General features: G+C 72.8%; 13 protein-coding genes. 6 read left to right on the top strand and 7 right to left on the bottom strand.

All coding sequences use genetic code 11. The features are described from left to right. Positions 1-307 precede the first annotated feature (307 nt). The 5 genes from ACH5AO_RS18280 (at position 308) to ACH5AO_RS18260 (ending at position 8,071) form a co-directional block, all read left to right on the top strand. Positions 308-1,234, top strand: coding sequence for a carbohydrate ABC transporter permease (locus tag ACH5AO_RS18280; RefSeq protein WP_398925759.1), 927 nt, complete (start codon positions 308-310; stop codon positions 1,232-1,234). Positions 1,235-1,238: 4 nt separating this feature from the next. Further along, on the top strand, positions 1,239-2,180 hold the full coding sequence (locus tag ACH5AO_RS18275) for a carbohydrate ABC transporter permease (RefSeq protein ID WP_398925757.1): 942 nt from the start codon (positions 1,239-1,241) through the stop codon (positions 2,178-2,180). Positions 2,181-2,267: 87 nt separating this feature from the next. Next, positions 2,268-3,605 carry an ABC transporter substrate-binding protein gene (locus ACH5AO_RS18270; protein ID WP_398925755.1) on the top strand — a complete coding sequence of 446 codons (1,338 nt, stop codon included), beginning with the start codon at positions 2,268-2,270 and terminating at the stop codon, positions 3,603-3,605. 234 nt (positions 3,606-3,839) lie between these two features. After that, entirely contained in the window at positions 3,840-5,882 is a 2,043-nt protein-coding gene (locus ACH5AO_RS18265) for a beta-galactosidase (protein WP_398925753.1), read from the top strand. 131 nt (positions 5,883-6,013) lie between these two features. After that, complete coding sequence (locus ACH5AO_RS18260; protein WP_398925751.1) at positions 6,014-8,071, top strand: RICIN domain-containing protein; 2,058 nt, start codon at positions 6,014-6,016, stop codon at positions 8,069-8,071. Between the two features lie 81 nt (positions 8,072-8,152). On the opposite strand, the gene ACH5AO_RS18255 is transcribed toward ACH5AO_RS18260, so the two are convergent. The 3 genes from ACH5AO_RS18255 to ACH5AO_RS18245 all read right to left on the bottom strand — a co-directional run bounded on the left by ACH5AO_RS18255 (position 8,153) and on the right by ACH5AO_RS18245 (position 12,096). Continuing rightward, complete coding sequence (locus tag ACH5AO_RS18255) at positions 8,153-9,418, bottom strand: VWA-like domain-containing protein (protein WP_398925749.1); 1,266 nt, start codon at positions 9,416-9,418, stop codon at positions 8,153-8,155. After that, positions 9,415-10,650 carry an AAA family ATPase gene (locus tag ACH5AO_RS18250; RefSeq protein ID WP_398925747.1) on the bottom strand — a complete coding sequence of 412 codons (1,236 nt, stop codon included), beginning with the start codon at positions 10,648-10,650 and terminating at the stop codon, positions 9,415-9,417. The genes ACH5AO_RS18255 and ACH5AO_RS18250 overlap by 4 nt, the downstream gene beginning before the upstream one ends. 69 nt (positions 10,651-10,719) lie before the next feature. After that, positions 10,720-12,096: a hypothetical protein gene (locus tag ACH5AO_RS18245; RefSeq protein WP_398925745.1), complete on the bottom strand. Its 1,377-nt coding sequence runs from the start codon at positions 12,094-12,096 to the stop codon at positions 10,720-10,722. Positions 12,097-12,578: 482 nt separating this feature from the next. On the opposite strand from ACH5AO_RS18245, the gene ACH5AO_RS18240 reads away from it, so the two are divergent. Beyond that, positions 12,579-13,031, top strand: coding sequence for a phospholipase (locus ACH5AO_RS18240; protein WP_398925743.1), 453 nt, complete (start codon positions 12,579-12,581; stop codon positions 13,029-13,031). Positions 13,032-13,112: 81 nt separating this feature from the next. On the opposite strand, the gene ACH5AO_RS18235 is transcribed toward ACH5AO_RS18240, so the two are convergent. The 4 genes from ACH5AO_RS18235 to ACH5AO_RS18220 all read right to left on the bottom strand — a co-directional run bounded on the left by ACH5AO_RS18235 (position 13,113) and on the right by ACH5AO_RS18220 (position 18,282). Beyond that, positions 13,113-15,179, bottom strand: a complete 2,067-nt coding sequence (locus ACH5AO_RS18235; RefSeq protein WP_398925741.1) for an iron ABC transporter permease — start codon at positions 15,177-15,179, stop codon at positions 13,113-13,115. 4 nt (positions 15,180-15,183) lie between these two features. After that, a complete protein-coding gene (locus ACH5AO_RS18230; RefSeq protein WP_398925739.1) occupies positions 15,184-16,170 on the bottom strand; it encodes an ABC transporter substrate-binding protein in 987 nt (328 codons plus the stop codon). Continuing rightward, positions 16,167-17,021 (bottom strand): ABC transporter ATP-binding protein, encoded by an 855-nt coding sequence (locus ACH5AO_RS18225; protein WP_398925737.1) that lies wholly within the window; start codon positions 17,019-17,021, stop codon positions 16,167-16,169. Before ACH5AO_RS18225 ends, ACH5AO_RS18230 begins: the two co-directional genes overlap by 4 nt. A 79-nt stretch (positions 17,022-17,100) precedes the next feature. Continuing rightward, complete coding sequence (locus tag ACH5AO_RS18220; protein WP_398925735.1) at positions 17,101-18,282, bottom strand: spore photoproduct lyase family protein; 1,182 nt, start codon at positions 18,280-18,282, stop codon at positions 17,101-17,103. Between the last annotated feature and the right edge of the window lie 30 nt (positions 18,283-18,312).

Raw genomic sequence — 18,312 nt, 5'->3', positions numbered from 1 at the left:
GCACCGCCGGCCGCGGTGGCCGCCCCGGTGCCGGGGCCGGGTGCGTTCGCCGGCGTTCTCTCGGCCGTGTCCACTCGCCGTCAGCCGCCTTCCTGTCACTGCTCGCGTCACGGTTTCCCAAGGGACCCTTGACCGTCCTCAGGAGGGCGGTGTAAACATGCCGCCATCCGATGTTTACGTAAACATAACAGCTCGCCGGCCCTTCGCGGCAGCCGATGTTTACGCAAACATCATGTGCAGGGGGCATGCCGTCCGGCTCACGCGCCGGGCGGCCGCCGGTCCGGAACGGTGACGAGCGAGGAACGACATGACGACGCTGCAACCGCCGGTGGACGCCGAGCCGAGGCCGGCACCTCCCCCGACGAGACGGGACCGCCGTTCCTGGACGGGATGGGGCTTCATCGGTCCCTTCGTGGCCGTGTTCGCCCTGGTCTTCCTGGCACCGATCGCGTACTCGGTCTATCTGAGCCTCTTCCGCGACCGGCTCATCGGCGGGACCACCTTCGTCGGCCTCGACAACTACCGGCAGGCGCTCCAGGACGACCGGTTCTGGGCGGCCCTCGGCCGGGTCTCGCTCTTCCTGTGCGTCCAGGTGCCGATCATGCTCGGCATCGCGCTGCTGGTGGCGCTGGCCCTGGACAGCGGCCGGCTCTACGGCAAGAGCTTCTTCCGCATCACGATCTTCCTGCCGTACGCGGTGCCCGCCGTGGTCGCCACCCTCATGTGGGGCTTCATGTACGGCACGAAGTACGGCCTGGTCGGCGACATCAACGGGGCGTTCGGCGTCACGCTGCCCGACCCGCTCTCCCCCGACCTGGTGCTGGCCTCCATCGGCAACATCGTCACCTGGGAGTTCGTCGGCTACAACATGCTGATCTTCTACTCGGCGCTGCGCGTCATCCCGAACTCCCTGTACGAGGCGGCGGAGATCGACGGCGCCGGACAGATCCGCGTGATCACCGCGATCAAGCTGCCCGCCATCCGGGGCGCCCTGGTCATCGCGACGATCTTCTCCATCATCGGCAGCTTCCAGCTGTTCAACGAGCCGAACATCCTGCGTCCGCTCGCCCGCAACGCCCTCACCACCGACTACACGCCGAACTTCTACACGTACTCGCTGTCCTTCAACGGCCAGCAGCACAACTACTCCGCGACGGTGGCCATCATCATGGGCCTGATCACGATGGTGATCGCCTACGTCGTGCAGCTGCGCGGCATGCGCAAGGGAGCGTGACCCGATGAGCAGCCCTCTCACCACCGCCGCCCCGGCCGCCCCCGCCAAGGCCTCCGGCCGCGCCGCGCCACGGCTGCGCACGACGCGCCGGCACTCCGCCGGCAAGCCCAAGCGCAGCGTGCTGCTGACCGTGCTGACCTCCCTGGTCGTCCTCTACACCGTCGTGCCGCTGGTCTGGCTGGCCGTCAACGCCACCAAGACGCAGGCGGGTCTGGCCGACTCGTCCGGGATGTGGTTCGCCGACGACTTCGCGCTGTGGGACAACCTCCGCTCCACGTTCACCTACCACGACGGCGTGTTCACGCGCTGGCTGCTGAACACCCTGCTGTACGTGGTGCTGGGCGCCGGCGGGGCCACCCTCCTCGCGGTCCTCGGCGGCTACGCGCTGGCGAAGTTCGACTTCCCCGGCAAGCGCGGCGTCTTCGCCACGGTCATCGGCGCGGTGGCGGTGCCCGGCACGGCCCTCGCGGTGCCCACCTTCCTGATGTTCAGCGAGATGGGCCTGACCGACACCCCGTGGGCGGTGATCATCCCCTCGCTGGTCTCGCCGTTCGGCCTGTACCTGATGTGGGTGTTCGCCACCGAGGCCATCCCCACCGAACTCCTCGAGGCCGCCCGCATCGACGGGGCCGGCGAGGCGCGCACCTTCTTCACCGTCGCCCTCCCGCTGCTCGCCCCCGGCATCGTGACCGTGCTGCTGTTCACCACGGTCGCCACCTGGAACAACTACTTCCTGCCGCTGATCATGCTCAAGGACCCGGACTGGTACCCGCTGACGCTCGGTCTGAGCGCGTGGAACTCCCAGGCCGAGACCGTCGGCGGCGAGGTCGTCTTCAACCTGGTGATCACCGGTTCGCTGATCACCATCCTGCCGCTCATCGCCGCGTTCCTGCTGCTCCAGAAGTACTGGCAGTCGGGTCTCGCCGCGGGCAGCGTCAAGGAGTGACCGCGCGGCCCCCGGCCGCCCCCTCGGATCCGCCCCCGCACCACCGCCCTCACCCCGTCCCGCCCACGAAGAAGTGGAAGCACCCTCATGCGCAGAAACACCGGCCGCCTGCTGCGCGGCATCGCCCTCGTCTCCGCCGTGGCCCTGGGCGCCACCGCCTGCGGCGGCTCCGACGACGGCTCCACCGGCGAGGCGGTCTCCGCCTCGGACGTCCAGGCGGCCCTGAAGGAGGGCGGCACGGTGACGGTGTGGGCCTGGGAGCCCACGCTGAAGACGGTCGCCGCCGACTTCGAGAAGAAGTACCCGAAGGTCAAGATCAACCTCGTCAGCGAGCGGTCGGGCGACAAGCACTACACCGCGCTGTCGAACGCGATATCGGCCGAGAAGGGCGTCCCGGACATCGCGCAGGTCGAGTACTTCGCGGTGAACCAGTACGCCCTCGGCAAGGGTCTCACCGACCTGGCCCCCTTCGGCGCCGACAAGCTGGCCTCGAAGTACACGCCCGGTCCGTGGAACGCCGTGAGCGAGGGCGAGGCGGTCTACGGCCTGCCGATGGACTCCGGCCCGATGGCGATGTTCTACAACAAGAAGGTCTTCGACAAGCACAAGATCGCCGTCCCGACGACCTGGGACGAGTACGTCGACGCCGCGCGCAAGCTGCACAAGGCCGACCCCAAGGTCTACATCGCCAACGACGCGGGCGACGCCGGCTTCACCACCAGCATGCTGTGGCAGGCCGGTGCCCGTCCCTACAAGGTCGACGGCACCGACGTGAAGATCGACTTCAGTGGCGCGGAGGCCGAGAAGTACACGGACACCTGGCAGCAGCTCATCGACGAGAAGCTCCTCGCCCCGGTCAACGGCTGGACCGACGAGTGGTACAAGGGCCTGGGCGACGGCACCATCGCCACCCTGACCACCGGTGCCTGGATGCCCGCCAACTTCGTCAGCGGCGTGCCGAGCGCGGCCGGCGACTGGCGCGCGGCCCCGATGCCGTCCTGGACCGAGGGCGACAAGACCAGCGCGGAGAACGGCGGCAGCTCGCTGACCCTGCCCTCGCTCGGCAAGAACAAGGAACTCGCCTACGCCTTCGTGGAGTACGCGAACTCCGGTGACGGTGTCCACACCCGCGTCGAGCAGGGCGCCTTCCCCGCCACCAAGGCGGAACTGCAGTCCGCCGACTTCCAGAGCACCAAGTTCGACTACCTCGGCGGCCAGGAGGCGAACAAGATCTTCGCCGAGTCCGCCGCGAACGTCGCCGGCGACTGGTCGTACCTGCCGTTCCAGCAGTACGCCAACTCGGTCTTCCACGACACGGTCGGCCAGGCCTACGTCTCGGGCACCACGCTCGCGGAGGGCCTGAAGGACTGGCAGGACGTCTCGGTGAAGTACGCCGAGGAGCAGGGCTTCACCGTCGAGAAGTAGCACCCGCCGGGGGGGGGGGGCGGGCCCCCCCCCCCCCCCCCCCCCCCCCCCCCCCCCCCCCCAAAAACCACCCCCCCGACCCCCCCCGCCCCCCCGGCGGGGGGGGCTCTTTCGGTGTGTGCGGGCTTGGGTTTTCTGGCCCGTGGGTGGGGGGTTTACACTTCCTTTATCCCTCCCGGGGGGGGGGGGGGGCCCCGCCCCCCCCCCCCGCTGCCCCCACCCGGAAGGACCGCCATGATCTCCACCCTCCTGTCCCGCACCGGCGGGGCGGACGGTGACCCCGCCCCCCGTCTCGTCTACGGCGCCGACTACAACCCCGAGCAGTGGCCCCGCACCGTGTGGGAGGAGGACGTCCGGCTGATGCGCGAGGCCGGCGTGAACCTCGTGTCCGTGGGGATCTTCTCCTGGGCCCGGCTGCAACCGGCCGAGGACACCTGGGACTTCGCCTGGCTCGACGAGGTGATGGACCTGCTGCACGCCGGCGGCGTCGGCGTCGACCTCGCCACCGCCACCGCCTCCCCGCCGCCCTGGCTCACCACCGCCCACCCGGAGATCCTCCCGGTCACGGCCACCGGCGAGACCCTGTGGCCGGGGGCGCGCCAGCACTGGCGGCCCACCTCGCCCGTCTTCCGCCGGTACGCGCTGCGCCTGGTCCGGGAGCTGGCGACCCACTACGCCGGTCATCCGGCGCTCGTCGCCTGGCACGTCAACAACGAGCTGGGCTGCCACAACGTCTACGACTACTCCGACGACGCGGCCCGTGCCTTCCGCGACTGGCTGCGCGCCCGCTACACCACGCTGGAGGAGCTCAACACCGCCTGGGGCACGGCCTTCTGGTCGCAGCGGTACACCGACTGGGAGCAGATCCTGCCGCCGCGGCTGGCCGCCTCCCACCCCAACCCCACCCAGCAGCTCGACTTCAAGCGCTTCTCCTCGGACGTGCTCAAGGATCACCTGCGCGCCGAGCGGGAGATCCTGCGGGAGCTCACCCCGGACGTCCCCGTCACCACCAACTTCATGCTGACGGGCGGCATCAAGGGCATGAACTACCCGGACTGGGCGGGCGAGGTCGACTTCGTCTCCAACGACCACTACGTCCACCCCGGCCCGCAGGACCGCGACGAGCTGTCCTTCTCCGCCAACCTCACCAGCGGCATCTCCGGCGGGCGGCCCTGGTTCCTGATGGAGCACTCCACCAGCGCCGTCAACTGGCAGCCCGTCAACGTGGCCAAGCGCCCCGGTGACCTGGCCCGCGACTCGCTGCTGCACGTCGCCCACGGCGCCGACGCGGTCTGCTTCTTCCAGTGGCGGCAGTCGGCGGCGGGCGCCGAGAAGTACCACTCGGCGATGGTCCCGCACGCCGGCGCGGACAGCGAGCTGTTCCGCGCGGTGGCCGCGCTCGGCGCCACCCTCGAGACCCTCGCCCCGGTCACCGGGTCCGAGCGGGAGCCCGCCCGGGTCGGCATCCTCTACGACTGGGAGTCGTGGTGGGCGAGCGAACAGGACTCCCACCCCACCTCCCTGCTCGACTACCGGCAGGAGGCGCTCGACTGGTACTCGGCGCTCCTCGCCCTCGGCGTCCGCGCCGACCTCGTCACCACCCGGGCCGACCTTCACCGCCACCAGGTGCTGATCGCCCCCGTGCTGCACATGGTCCCCGCCGGCCTGGCGAAGACCCTCACCCGGTACGCCGAACAGGGCGGCCATCTGATCACCACGTACTTCTCCGGTGTCGTCGACGAGCACGACCACGTCTGGCTCGGCGGCTATCCCGGCGCGCTGCGGGACCTGCTCGGCATCCGCATCGAGGAGTTCGGTCCGCTGCTCGCCGGTGACCGTGTGGAGCTCGACGACGGCACGACCGGCACCCTGTGGACCGACCGGATCACCGTGACCGATGCCGGGACCGAGGTCCTGGCCCGCTACCGCACCGGCGAGCAGGCGGGCAGGCCCGCCGTCACCCGGCGTCCGGCGGGCGGGGGTTCCGCCGCGTACGTGTCCACCCGGCTCGGCGTGGAGGGGCTCACCGCGCTGCTGCCCCGGCTGCTGGAGCCGGCCGGCGTGGAGAGCGAACTGCCCGCCGAGGTACGGGGGCTGGTCGAGCCGGTCGTACGCCGGGGCGACGGGGTCCGGTTCCTGTTCCTGGTGAACCGCACCGACGGCACCGTCCCGGTGCGCGGTCTCGACGGGGAGGTCCTCGTCGGCACCACCGGCGCCGACGGCGTCCTCACGCTCGGGCCCCGCGCGGTCGCCGTACTGCGGCAGCCGGCCGCCTGACACCCGCCCCCACCACTCCCCCGGAACGGCACACACCCGTTCCGGGGGCCGTCCCCTCCCGCCGCGGCAGCCGGTGCGGCGGGAGGGTCCACCGAAGCGCGACCACACACCTCCATGTTGGGAGCACACCGATGGCACGCCGCACCCGCACCCGCACCCGCACCCGCACCAGACGGCTCCTCACGGCCACCGGGCTCACCGCAGCCCTGGCCACCGGGGCCGCCCTGATCCCCGGGCCGACGTCCGCCGCCCAGGCCGCGGACCTCCCCTCCGTCACCGTCCGGCCCGACCCCTCCTACCAGCAGGAGGAGTTCGAGGGCTGGGGCACCAGCCTCGTCTGGTTCGCCAACGCCACCGGCGACTACCCGCCTCAGATCCGCGAGAAGCTCGCACGGCTCCTGTTCGGCGACGACGGCCTCGCCCTGAACATCGCCCGGTACAACATCGGCGGCGGCAACGCCCCCGATGTGAAGGACTACCTGCGGGCCGGCGGCGCGGTCGAGGGCTGGTGGAAGGCGCCCGCGGGCACCACCCGCGAGGACACCGACTGGTGGGACGCCGAGGACCCCGCCGACTGGAACGAGGACGCCGACGCCACCCAGCGGTGGTGGGTGGACCGCATCAAGAAGGACATCACCCACTGGGAGACCTTCAGCAACTCCCCGCCCTGGTTCATGACCGTCAGCGGCTACGTGTCCGGCGGGTTCGACGCCACCGCCGACCAGTTGAAGGCGGAGTCGGTCGACGACTTCGCCGCCTACCTGGCGGGCGCCACCAAGCGGCTGGAGAAGGCGCACGGCATCAAGGTCGACACCGTCGACCCCTTCAACGAACCCAACACCAACTACTGGAGCACCCGCCTCGGCGCGGACGGCGAACCCGTCGGCGGACGCCAGGAGGGCGCCCGCATCGGTCCCGGACTCCAGGAGAAGGTGCTCCACGCGCTCGCCCCGGCGCTGAAGAAGGCGAGGACCAAGGCGGAGATCTCCGCCATGGACGAGACCAACCCGTCCATCTTCGCGCAGAACTGGAACTCCTACTCGCCCGAGGCGCGTGACCTCGTCGGCCAGATGAACGTCCACACCTACGGCACCGGTCAGCGCACCACCGTGCGCGACATCGCCAAGGCCGAGGACAAACGGCTGTGGATGAGCGAGGTCGAGGGCGACTGGGGCGACGGACAGAGCTTCACGGACATGCGCCCCGGTCTCGGCCTCGCCCAGCGCATCGTCGACGACCTGCGCGAACTGGAGCCGCGCGCCTGGGTGTTCTGGCAGCCCGTCGAGGACCACGACAACATGAAGCCCGGCGGCGAGTCCGCCAAGGGCGGCAACTGGGGCGAGATCCAGCTTCCCTTCAGCTGCACCTCGAAGGACACCCTCGAGACCTGCCCGATCCGCACCAACACCAAGTTCGACACCGCCCGCAACTTCACCCACTTCATCAAGCCGGGCGACCGGCTGATCAAGGTGGACGACACCTCCAGCGCGGCGGCGGTGACGAAGAACGGCAAGGGCGCCTCGCTCGTCCACGTCAACAGCACCACCGAGGCGCGCGACGTCACCCTCGACCTGTCCAAGTTCCGCACCGTCAGCCGGAACGCGACCGTCACGCCCGTCGTGACCAGCGCCGACGGCAAGCTGGAGCGGCACCGGCCGATCAAGGTCACCGACCGTGCGGCCACCTTCACCGTGCCCGCCCAGTCGGTGACGTCCTTCGTCGTCAAGGGCGTCTCCGGCGTCGCGAAGGACGCCCCGCTGCTGCGCAAGGGCCACACGTACACCCTGACCGGCGTGCAGAGCGGCAAGGCGGTCACCGTCGCGGACGACGGCACGCACCTCGTCATCGGCACCGGCGACGGCTCCGCCTCCCAGCGGTGGCGGCTGAGCGCGGTGCGCCCCGACGACGGCGTGCGGGAGCGCTACGAGTTCACCAGCCCGGTGGACGGCGAGCGGCTGGCCGTGCGCGACGACGTCCCGGTGACCGAACCGCACACCGGCGAGCGGGACCCGGCCGCCGAATGGATCATGTCCACGACGGGCGACGGCACCTGGACCCTGGTCAACGCGGCCACCGGCCGCCTCCTGGAGGTCGGCGGGCAGGCCACGCACGAGGGCGCCGCGGTCACGACGTGGCAGCCCAACTCCGGTTCCAACCAGCGCTGGACGGTCACGGACGTCACGGACTGACCGGTCCGCCCGCGTCCGGCCGCACCACCGCCCGGTGGTGCGGCCGGACACCGCGCGGGGCCGAGCGGGTCCGGGCGCCGTTCACCGGGCTCCGGGTCCGGCGCCGATCGTCACCACGCGGGCCCAGTCGGGCGGGGTGTCCGGTACGTAGTCGGGGTCGTCCTCGTCCCATGACTCCCCCACGCGGGAGAACAGGCCCACCACCGTCCGGCACGGTGGCCGGGTGTCCGGCCAGGGTGTCTGTCCGTCGGTGAGGACGACGACGACATCCGGCCGGGGCCGGGACCCGAGGGCCCTGATGAAGCCGCTCCGCAGATCCGTACCGCCACCGCCCGTCAGCGGTATGCCCTCGGCACCGCACAGCCGGTGCACCCGGCCGGCCGCCGCGTCGCAGGGCACCACGGAGACCATGTCGCGGCGGCCGCCCACGGCCCGGGAGATCGCGGCCACCTCCAGCAGCGCGCTGCCCAGTTCGGCGTCGCTGACCGAGCCCGAGGTGTCGATGACGACCGACACCCGGGGCGGCGTACGCCGCAGGCTCGGCAGTACGGCACCGGGCACCCCGGCCGACCGCCGGGACGGCCGCCCGTAGCTGTAGTCGTCCCCCGCGCCCGAACCGGAGACCGCCGAGCGGAGCGCCGCGCCCAGCAGGTCCCGCCAGGGCTGCGGCGGATGGAACGCCTTCTCCGCCCACCGCCGCCAACTCTTCGGCACGTCGCCCGGCCGGGCGTTGATGCCCTGCGCCACGCGGAAGCGCACGGCGTCGCGTTCCTGCTCACTGAGCCCGTGGGCGCCGTCCGGGCCGAGGTCCCAGTCCCGTGCGAGTCCGTCGGCGCCGCTGCCGCAGTCCAGCCAGACCAGGCCCTGGGTGTACGGGCCGAGCGTGAACTGGCGCAGGTAGTCCTCCATCAGCTCTCCGGAGGTGAGCCCCAGGGTGCTCGGCAGCACCACGTCCTCGGGGCGCGCCAGCCCGTCGCCGTAGATGTCGTCGTTGATCTCGCAGTCGGCGGCGATGTTCATCCGCAGCCGCTCCCCCGGGCCGTGCAGTCCGCGTTCGCGGGCGACGCGGTCGCTGCGTCCGTGGTGGTCGCGCAGCAGGTGCGACACCTCGTGCACCCAGACGCCGGCCAGTTCCTCCTCCGGTGTGGCGGCCACGAACGCCGGTGAGACATAGCAGCGCCAGTGCCGGTCGACGGCCATCGTGGGGACGCGCCGGGACTCGACGGGGTGCAGCGCGAACAGTGCCGTGGCGAGGTAGGGGCGGGCGCGGGCGGCCTGCAGCCGGGCGGCGAGCAGCTTGTCGAGGTCGAGCGCGAGGGCCGGTGTCCCCGGCGGGTGGGTGGTCATCGGCCCGCCACCGCTCCGGCCGTGACGCGGGCCGCGACCCGGTCCGCGCGCCGGGACAGGGCCACGGCCGAGGTGAGCCGTTCGATCGTCACCGGTACCTCCCAGTCCTCGCGGCGCAGGGCGGCGAGGGTGGTGGCGGGGACGACGACCAGGTCGGGCGCGCCGGTGTCGACCGCGCGGGCGAGGAGCGCCCAGGCGGCGTCCCAGCGGGACTTCTCGGGGTGGGCGCGCACGGCGGCCACCACCGCGTCGAGCACGGCCTGGCGCAGATCGCCCCGCTCGGGCAGCTCGGCGCCGGCCGGGTCGGCGAGCAGCGTCTCGGGGTCGGGGAGGTCCAGCCGGTCCAGGCTCGCCAGCAGTTCCAGGCCGGGTCCGTCGCCGACGGTGCCGCGGACCAGCAGGGAGAGGACGTCGCGGGAGGAGCCGGCCGCGGTCGCGAAGGCGATCAGGGTCAGGGTCATGTCCCAGCTGCGCGGGGAGGGCCAGGGGCCGCCCCGGCGGGTCTCGCCGTCGGGCAGCCGGTGCACGAGCGGGGGCCGTGCGGTGAGGAACGCGCACACCGCGCGCCGGGCGAACGCCACCGCCTCGGTGAGCTTCCCGGGGTCGAGGCGGGGCAGGGTGGCGCGGGGCCAGGTCCCGCCGAGGCCGCGGACGACGACCTCGGGGTCGTGGGTCCAGTTCAGGTGCACGAACCGGTTGGCCAGCGGTGGGCTGAGTTCCCAGCCGTCGGCGGCCGAGGCGCGCGGGTTGGCGGCGGCCACGATCCGTACGCCGGGCGGCAGCCGGAGGGTGCCGATCCGCCGTTCCAGCACCAGCCGCAGCAGGGCGGCCTGGACGGCGGGCGGCGCGGTGGACAGTTCGTCGAGGAAGAGCAGGCCCCGGCCGGCCCGGACCAGGCGCACGGCCCAGTCCGGCGGGGCCATGGGGACGCCCTGTTCGGCGGGGTCGTCGCCGACGACGGGCAGCCCGGAGAAGTCGGACGGCTCGTGGACGCTGGCGATCACGGTGGTCAGGGGGAGGTCGAGGGAGGCGGCGAGCTGGTTCAGGGCGGCGGTCTTGCCGATCCCCGGCTCGCCCCACAGCAGGACGGGCAGGTCGGCGGCGACGGCCAGGGTGAGGGCCTCCAGCTGGACGTCGGGGCGGGGTTCGGTGGAGGTGTCGCGCAGGAGGGTGAGCAGGTCACCGGCGACGTCGAGTCGGGAGGGAGAGGCGGAAAGGGCGTGTGAGGACATGGGTGATCACCTGTGGTGTGTGAGAGGGCGCGTGTGTGGGGAGGGCCGGGGACGCGAGTCCCCGTGGGGTCAGTCGTAGGTCGCGTGGCGCGGGTGGGACCGGTGGTAGCCGGGGCGGGCAGGGTCCGGGAGGCCGAAGCGGGGCGCGGGTTCGCTCATTCCCGACCGGTACAGCCCGTGCAGGATCCGCCGTCGCGCGGCCGCTTCGAGTGCGTCCCGCAGCGGGCCGTCGCGCAGGTGTGCCCCGGGGCCCAGCAGTCCCTCGACGACGGCCAGCGCACCGGCGGTGTCACCGTGGTCCAGGCGTTCCCGGACGTCGGTGAGACAGTCGGGACGCCGGTGTGCCCGGTCGACGGCCCGCAGGCAGGGAAGCGGGGTGCCGGTCAGGGCGACCAGCAGCTCCTCCCGCCTGAGCTCGTCCGGGTCGTGGTCCAGCGGTGCCAGGACGCCGTCGACCAGGCCGATGCGGTGCTGTGCTCCCCGGCACTCCACGACCTGCGGCCGTCCTGCCGGTGCCGGTGCCGGTGTCCGGGGCGGGCCGGCCGGCGCGTGCCCGGGGACGAGCGCGGAGGCGACCAGCGGGTGCAGCCGGCCGGGTTCGATCGCCCCGGCGCGGAGCAGTTCCAGGTCGGGCAGGACGTAGGTCGCCGCTTCGGGCAGGACCGGCAGCGCGGTGGCGGAGCCGTCGGTGGGGGCGCGCCCGATGCGCAGGGCGGGTGCCGCGCCGCCCTGGTCGTCCTCGGCGAGGTCCAGGCGCAGCCGTTGCCGGACCCCGACGCGCACGGTGACGGCGCCGCTGGTGCGCTCGGCGTCGCGGAGCACGATCCGCGTCTCGTCGGCCCAGCGGTCGACGGCGCAGTGGTGCCCGGGCGCAAGCGGCACCGGCTGGTCCCCTTGCCCCGTCCGCGGGCCGGCGCCGGCCCGGAGTGGCAGTTCGCCGGGCCTGCGCGCGTCCCACAGGTGACGGTGCAGGTCGAGGCGGAACCGGGGGCTGGGGCGCGCCCGCGGGTGCCGGGCGGCGCCGGCCCGGAGGCGGTCGCCGTCCCACAGGGCGAGGCTGATCCGTTGACCGCCCTCCGCCCAGGCGGGCGGTGTGCGGACCACGAGGTACACCGGGTCCTGATGGCGGTAACGGGCCAGGGCGACGGTGAGGCCGGGGCGCAGCAGTCCGTCGGGGGCGACTCTCGGCATGTGCCAGCGCAGCAGGTCGGGCGCCAAATGCCGTAGGTCGTCCCGGACTTGGGCCGTGAGCTCCCGGCCGTGGGTGCGGGTCAGGAGACGCAGGTCCAGATCGACGTCGACACCTGCGGCGGCACACGCCCCCGCCCAGTCGCCGACGTGCCGGCGGGCGGTCGCGGTTTCGATCATGGAGGGCGGCACGGCGTACTCACGTACGCGCCGCCAGAAGGAGAGGCGGGAGTTCCCGTTCGCTGTCGGTGGGTGCATCAGCACTCACCTTGCGTGGACGGGACCTCCAATCCGAGAACAGATTGAGTGGTCATCGCGGCGAGCATAGCTCTCCGTGTGGCGATCTGTCAGGTGCCTTTCGCCGTCGGCGGTGGTACGCCTCCGGCTCGGCCGTCAGGGTGACCGGGGCTCCTGATGTGCGCACGGGGGGTGCTCCTCGGCGGGTTCCGGTACGTGCGGTGGTGGCCCGCCCGGGCGGCCGCACGGGGGCGACGGGCAGGGGCGGGCCACCGGAACGCGGCGGCGGTGGTGCCGCTCGGGTGGTTACAGCGTCACGTCTCCGCACAGGTGCACCTCGACGCCCGGTTCGGCGAAGAGGGCGGCCTTGGCGCGCAGTGCCTTGTCACCGGTTGTTCATGACGCGTCGGACGGCGCGCGCATGACAGGACAGACGTCACGGGCATCGTCTTGGCATGAACCTGCGACCCGATGGCCGGGCCGCAGTCTCACGGAGGTGTGGGATGAACCGAAGGCTCGCCACCGCACTCGCCGCCCCGGCCCTGGCCCTGGCCGGTGTCCTCGGCACCGCCACCGGCGCCGAGGCCGTACCCGCCGACAAGTCCCAGGTCCTGGCGAGCTGGACGCAGACCAGCGCGTCGAGCTACAACTCCTGGACCGCCGCCCGCGCGAACCGATCCGCCTGGTCCGCCTACCAGTTCGACTGGTCCACCGACTACTGCTCCTCCTCCCCCGACAACCCCTTCGGCTTCCCGTTCTCGACCGCCTGCGCCCGCCACGACTTCGGCTACCGCAACTACAAGGCCGCGGGCACGTTCAGCGCCCACAAGACGCGGCTCGACAGCGCCTTCCACGAGGACCTCAAGCGTGTCTGCAACGGCTACGGCGGCGCCACGAAGACCGCCTGCGACAGCACCGCGTGGACGTACTACCAGGCCGTCAGGGCCTTCGGCTGAGCCCGCCGTCCCACCGCACCCGGTCCCACCGCCGCCGGCCGCCCGACGGGCCGGCGGCGGTGCGCCGCCGGCCCGCGCGGACTACCGGCGGCCGCGCACCAGCACGTACAGGAAGTACGGCGTTCCGATCACGGCCGTCATCAGGCCGGCGCCCAGCTGGGCGGGGGCGATCACGGTGCGGCCCAACAGGTCGGCCGTGCACACCAGTACGGCGCCGAGCAGCAGCGCGACCGGCAGGACACGGGTGTGCCGCCGCCCGACGAGGGCGCGTGCCGCGTGCGGGGCGACCAGGCCGACGAAGCCGATGGTGCCCGCGGCGGCCACGGCGGTGGCGGTGAGCAGCACGCTCAGGACGAGGAAGCCCAGCCTGCCGCGCGCCAGGTCGAGTCCGAGGAGCCGGGGGGTGTCCTCGTCGAGGGAGACCAGGTCGAGTTCCCGGTGCCGTACGCCGGCCACCGCGGCGCCGACGGCGAGGACGGCCGCGAGGGGGAGGACGTCGGGCATGCTCCGGCCGTACGTGGAGCCCGACAGCCAGGTGAGGGCCTTGGTCGCGTTGAACGGGTCGGTGAGCACGATCAGCAGGCTGATCAGGGCCGTCGTCGCGGTCGCGGTACCGATGCCGACGAGCACCAGCCGGTTCTGCCGGTAGCCCCCGCGCGCGGCGAGGCCGAACACGACGACCGCGGTGACCGCGGATCCCGCGAAGGCCGCCCCGGCGACGCCCCACCCCCCGGCGACGGGGGCCGTCGTCACGAGGATCACCGCGCCGAGCGCGCCGCCGCCGGAGACGCCCAGGACGGCGGGTTCCGCCAGCGGGTTGCGGGTGACGGCCTGCACCAGGGTGCCGGCCAGCGCGAGCGCCGCCCCGGCGAGGAGCGCGGCGAACACCCGGGGCACACGGGTGTCCAGCACGAAGGAGACGGTCCTGCCCGCCCTGCCCTGCGCCCAGTTGACCACGTCGCCCAGCAGCAGCTTGCTGTCGCCCAGCAGGACGGCGGCGATCGTGACGCCGACCAGGACGACCGACAGCACGGTGAGCGTGGTGAGGAAGACGGCGCGGCTGCGGATGCGCAGTGCGTCCGGCGCGGCGGCGCCGGCGGTGTCGCGGAGCCGGGCCGCCATCACCACCAGGAACACCGCGCCGACCAGGCTGGTGACCACGCCGGTGGGGACGGCGACCGCGGTGTCCGCGTCGACGAACGTGCGCAGCAGCACGTCCGCCCCGAGCACCAGCGCGGCGCCGACGAGACCCGCGACCGGCACGCCCGCGCGCAGCCGCAGCACTCCCCGGAACCACCGGGCGAGCGGACGGACCAGGGCCGGGGCGCACAGGCCGACGAAGCCGATCGGTCCGGCCAGGGTGACGGCCGCGGCGGACAGCAGCGTCGCCAGGACGACGGCGGTGACGCGGGTGGCCCGCACCGGGACGCCGAGTCCGCGCGCCGCGTCGTCGCCGAGGGCGAGGGCGTCGACCCGGCGGGCGATGAGCAGCAGGCCGGCGAGTCCGACGACGGCGACGGGCAGCATCTGGAGGACACCGTCGAAGCCGTTCTGGCCGATGTTGCCCTGGTTCCACTGGTAGAGGCCCTCGGTCTGCTGCGGGAACAGCAGGAGCAGCCCCTCGGTGACGGCGGTGAGCCCGAGCGCGAGCGCGGTGCCGGCGAGCACCAGCCGTACGGTGCCGGCGCCGAGCCCCGACAGTCCGAGGACGACGGCCGCCGCCGCGAGTCCGCCGGCGAAGGCGATGCCCGACGAGGCGAGCAGCGGCAGGGAGACGCCGGTGACGGCGGCGACGCCGAGGGCGAAGTAGGAGCCCGCGTTGACGGCGAGGGTGTCCGGGGAGGCCAGGACGTTGCGGCTGACGGCCTGCAGGGCGACGCCGGCCATGCCGAGGGCCGCGCCCACGAGGAGCCCGGCGGTCATCCGGGGCAGCCGTGAGGCGATGACGACGGACGCGTCGGCGGGGTCGGCCCGTCCGGTGAGGGCCTTGAGGACCTCGGCCGGGCCGACCGCGGCGGTGCCCTGGGTGATGTCGACGACGGCGAGGGCCGCGACCAGGAGCACGAGCGCGGTCGTCACCGCGGCCGCGCCCGTCCGGGACCTGGCCGTCGCCGGACGGGCGGTGGGAGTGGTGGCGGTGACGGCCATCGCGCTACTTCGTCAGCGAGGCGACGAGGGCGTCGGTGTACGCCTCCATCGAGCCGGTGCCGCCGAACATCCAGATGCCGTCGTCCAGCCGGTGGACGTCACCGGACTTCACGAACGGCAGCGACTTCCACACGGAGTTGTCGGCGAGTTCCTTGCCGAAGGGGTTGCTGCTCGCGTCGTCCTTGTTGCCGATGTAGGCGAACTGGACCTTGCCCAGGTCCGTCAGCCCCTCGACGTCGGTGGAGGCCAGGCCGTAGGCCTCGTCGCCCTTCTGCTTCCAGGCGTTCTTCAGGCCGAGCCGCTCGTTGACGGCGCCGATGAGCGAACCGGAGGTGTAGGGGCGCAGGGAGACCTGGTTGGAGGCGACGTAGCCGTCGGCGAAGGCGATCTCCGCGCCGTCCAGGCCGGCGTCGGCGAGGGCCTTCTGTCCCTCGGCGAGCTTGGTGTCGAAGTCCTTCTTCAGGGTCGCGGCGCGGTCGGTGGTGCCGGTGGCCTCGGCTATGAGGTCGAGGTTCTTCAGCATCTGCCCGATCGGGTCGGCGGCGTCGGCGGACTTCACCTCCAGGACCGGGGCGACCTCGCGCAGCTGCTTGACCGCGTCGGGCTGCAGGTCGGTGGTGGCGACGATGAGGTCGGGCTTGAGCGAGGCGATGGTGTCCATGCTGGGCTCGCCGCGGGTGCCGATGTCCGTGGGCTCGTTCTCGAGCGGGACGGCGGCGTCCCAGGTCTTGTAGCCCTTGACGTCGGAGACGCCCACCGGGTCGACGCCGAGGGAGACCAGGTGCTCGACGACGTTCCACTCGGTGCCGACGACCTTCTTGGCGGGGCCGTCGAGTTCCACCTTCGCGCCGGTGGCGTCGGTGAGGGTGATGGCCTGCGCGGACTCCTTGACGGCCGTGTCGTCGTCGGCGGCGGGTTCGGTGGTGCCGCAGGCGGCCAGCAGGAGGGTGGCGGCGGTGGCCAGGGGCGCGGTGAGCAGGAGGCGTCTCATGAGGTGGTGCCGAGCCTTTCGCTTCGGGTGTGGTGACGGCCGATGGCGCGGGTGCGCAGCCGGCCGGTGAGGGGGTCGGTGTCGACCTCGATCCGGATGCCGTAGACCTCGGTCAGGCGCTCCGGGGTGAGGACGTCCTCGGGCGGGCCCTCGGCGGCGACGCGTCCGGACGCGAGGAGCACGATCCGGTCGGCGACGGCCGCCGCCTGGTCGAGGTCGTGCAGGACGGCACCGACCGCGATGCCGTGCTCGTCGGCCAGGTCGCGCATGAGGTCGAGGAGTTCGACCTGGTAGCGGAGGTCGAGGTAGGTGGTCGGTTCGTCGAGGAGGAGGACGCCGGTCTCCTGGGCCAGGCAGCCGGCCAGCCACACGCGCTGGAGCTGTCCTCCGGAGAGGTGTTCGGCCCCGCGGTCGGCGAGTTCGGCGACGCCGGTGAGGGCGAGCGCGCGGTCCACGGCGGCCCGGCCGCCGGGGTCGTTCCCGCCCCATCGGCCGCGGTGCGGGTAGCGTCCGAACTCGACGACGTCCCGCACGCTCAGGCCGCTGGGGGTGGGGCGTCCCTGGAGCAGCAGGGCGACACGGCGGGAGAACTCCCGGGGGCCGAGGGCCAGCGCGTCGGTGCCGTCGTCGATCGTGAGCGTGGCGTGCCGGGGCTGTTGCAGCCGGGCGACGGTGCGCAGCAGGGTCGACTTGCCGCTGCCGTTCGGGCCCACCAGGACGGTCACTTCGCCGGGCCGCAGGGTCAGCGCCGCGTCGTGCACGACGTCGGTGCCGTCGTACGCCACGGTCACGTCGGTGGCCGACAGTCGGTGGCCACGGGGGCCCAGGGCCGCCTCTTCAGCAGGAATCACAGGGCAAGGTTAGCCTACCCTTAACTCCCGTTGTCGAGGGGTGACCTGCGGGAAGGCCGGACCGGATTTCGTCGGACCGTCAGAAGGCGTAGCGGATATCCAGCCACGGCGTGTGGCGGGCGACCAGTTCCCGCAGCTCCGTGAGGGCCCGGCGCTTGATGCCGGCGCGGTAGCGGAGGTTGAGGGCGCCGTTCTGGGAGCGTTTGGTCTCCTGCGCGGCAGGCTGCCACAGCACGTCCTCGCCGCGCGGATGCCAGCGGAGGTTGACGTCGTGCAGGTCCGCGTTGTGGGTGAGCATGATGACTTCGGCGCGGGCCTGCCGCTTCACGCGCTCGGGCAGTACGTCGTCCATGTGCCGCAGCAGCCCGGCCCAGGCGTCCTGCCAGCCGGGGCGGACGACGACGGGCGAGAGGTTGAAGTGCACCTCGTACCCGGCGTCGAGGAAGTCCGCGGCGGCGGCGATCCGCCGGTCGACCGGACTGGTGCGCAGGTCCAGCAGGCGCGAGTCGTCGGCCGGCATCACCGAGAAGCGGATACGGGTGCGGCCGCGCGGGTCGAGTTCCAGCAGGTCGGGGTTGACGAACTTGGTCGCGAAGGACGCCTTCGCGGTGGGCCAGTCGCGGAAGGCGCGCACCAGGTCGGCGGTGTTGTCGCAGACGAGGGCGTCCACGGAGCAGTCGCCGTTCTCCCCGATGTCGTACACCCAGGCCTCGGGGTCGCACTGGTTGGGCTCCGTCTTGGGCCCCTGGGCGGCGACGTGGCGGCCGAGGTGGGCGACGATCCGGTCGATGTTGGTGAAGAGGGTGATCGGGTTGGCGAAGCCCTTGCGGCGGGGGACGTAGCAGTACACGCAGGACAGGGCGCAGCCGTTGGACGTGCCGGGGGCGATCCAGTCGGCGGAGCGGCCGTTGGGGCGGGTGGTGAGCGTCTTCTTCACGCCCAGGACGAGGGTCTCGCGCTTGATCCGCATCCAGCGGTCGGCGCTGCCCTCGTTGCCGTGCAGCTCGGGGACGCGCCAGTGGGAGTCCGTCTCGATCAGCCGGGCCCCGGGGAAGCGTGCGAGGATCTGCCGCCCGCGGGGCGAGGCGGCGGCGGCCGGTTCGGCGTGGATCTCCCGGATCGCGAGAAGCCGGCGCGCCTGCGCGGAGTCCCGGAAGGCGGGGGTGGACGGCGCCGGCTCGGTCGGCGGTGCCACCGGCAGGTCGCCCAGGCCGAAGAGCGGCTCCTGCGGGCCGTGGGACGGGGAAGGGTGGTGGCGCATGTGCTGAACCGGCTTCTCGGGCGGGGAGGC

The sequence above is a fragment of the Streptomyces sp. NPDC018964 genome, from assembly GCF_044390325.1.
In the GTDB taxonomy this organism is placed as follows: Bacteria; Actinomycetota; Actinomycetes; order Streptomycetales; family Streptomycetaceae; genus Streptomyces.
Note: the sequence above shows the minus strand (reverse complement) of the source record. Positions and strands in the feature narration are given on the sequence as shown.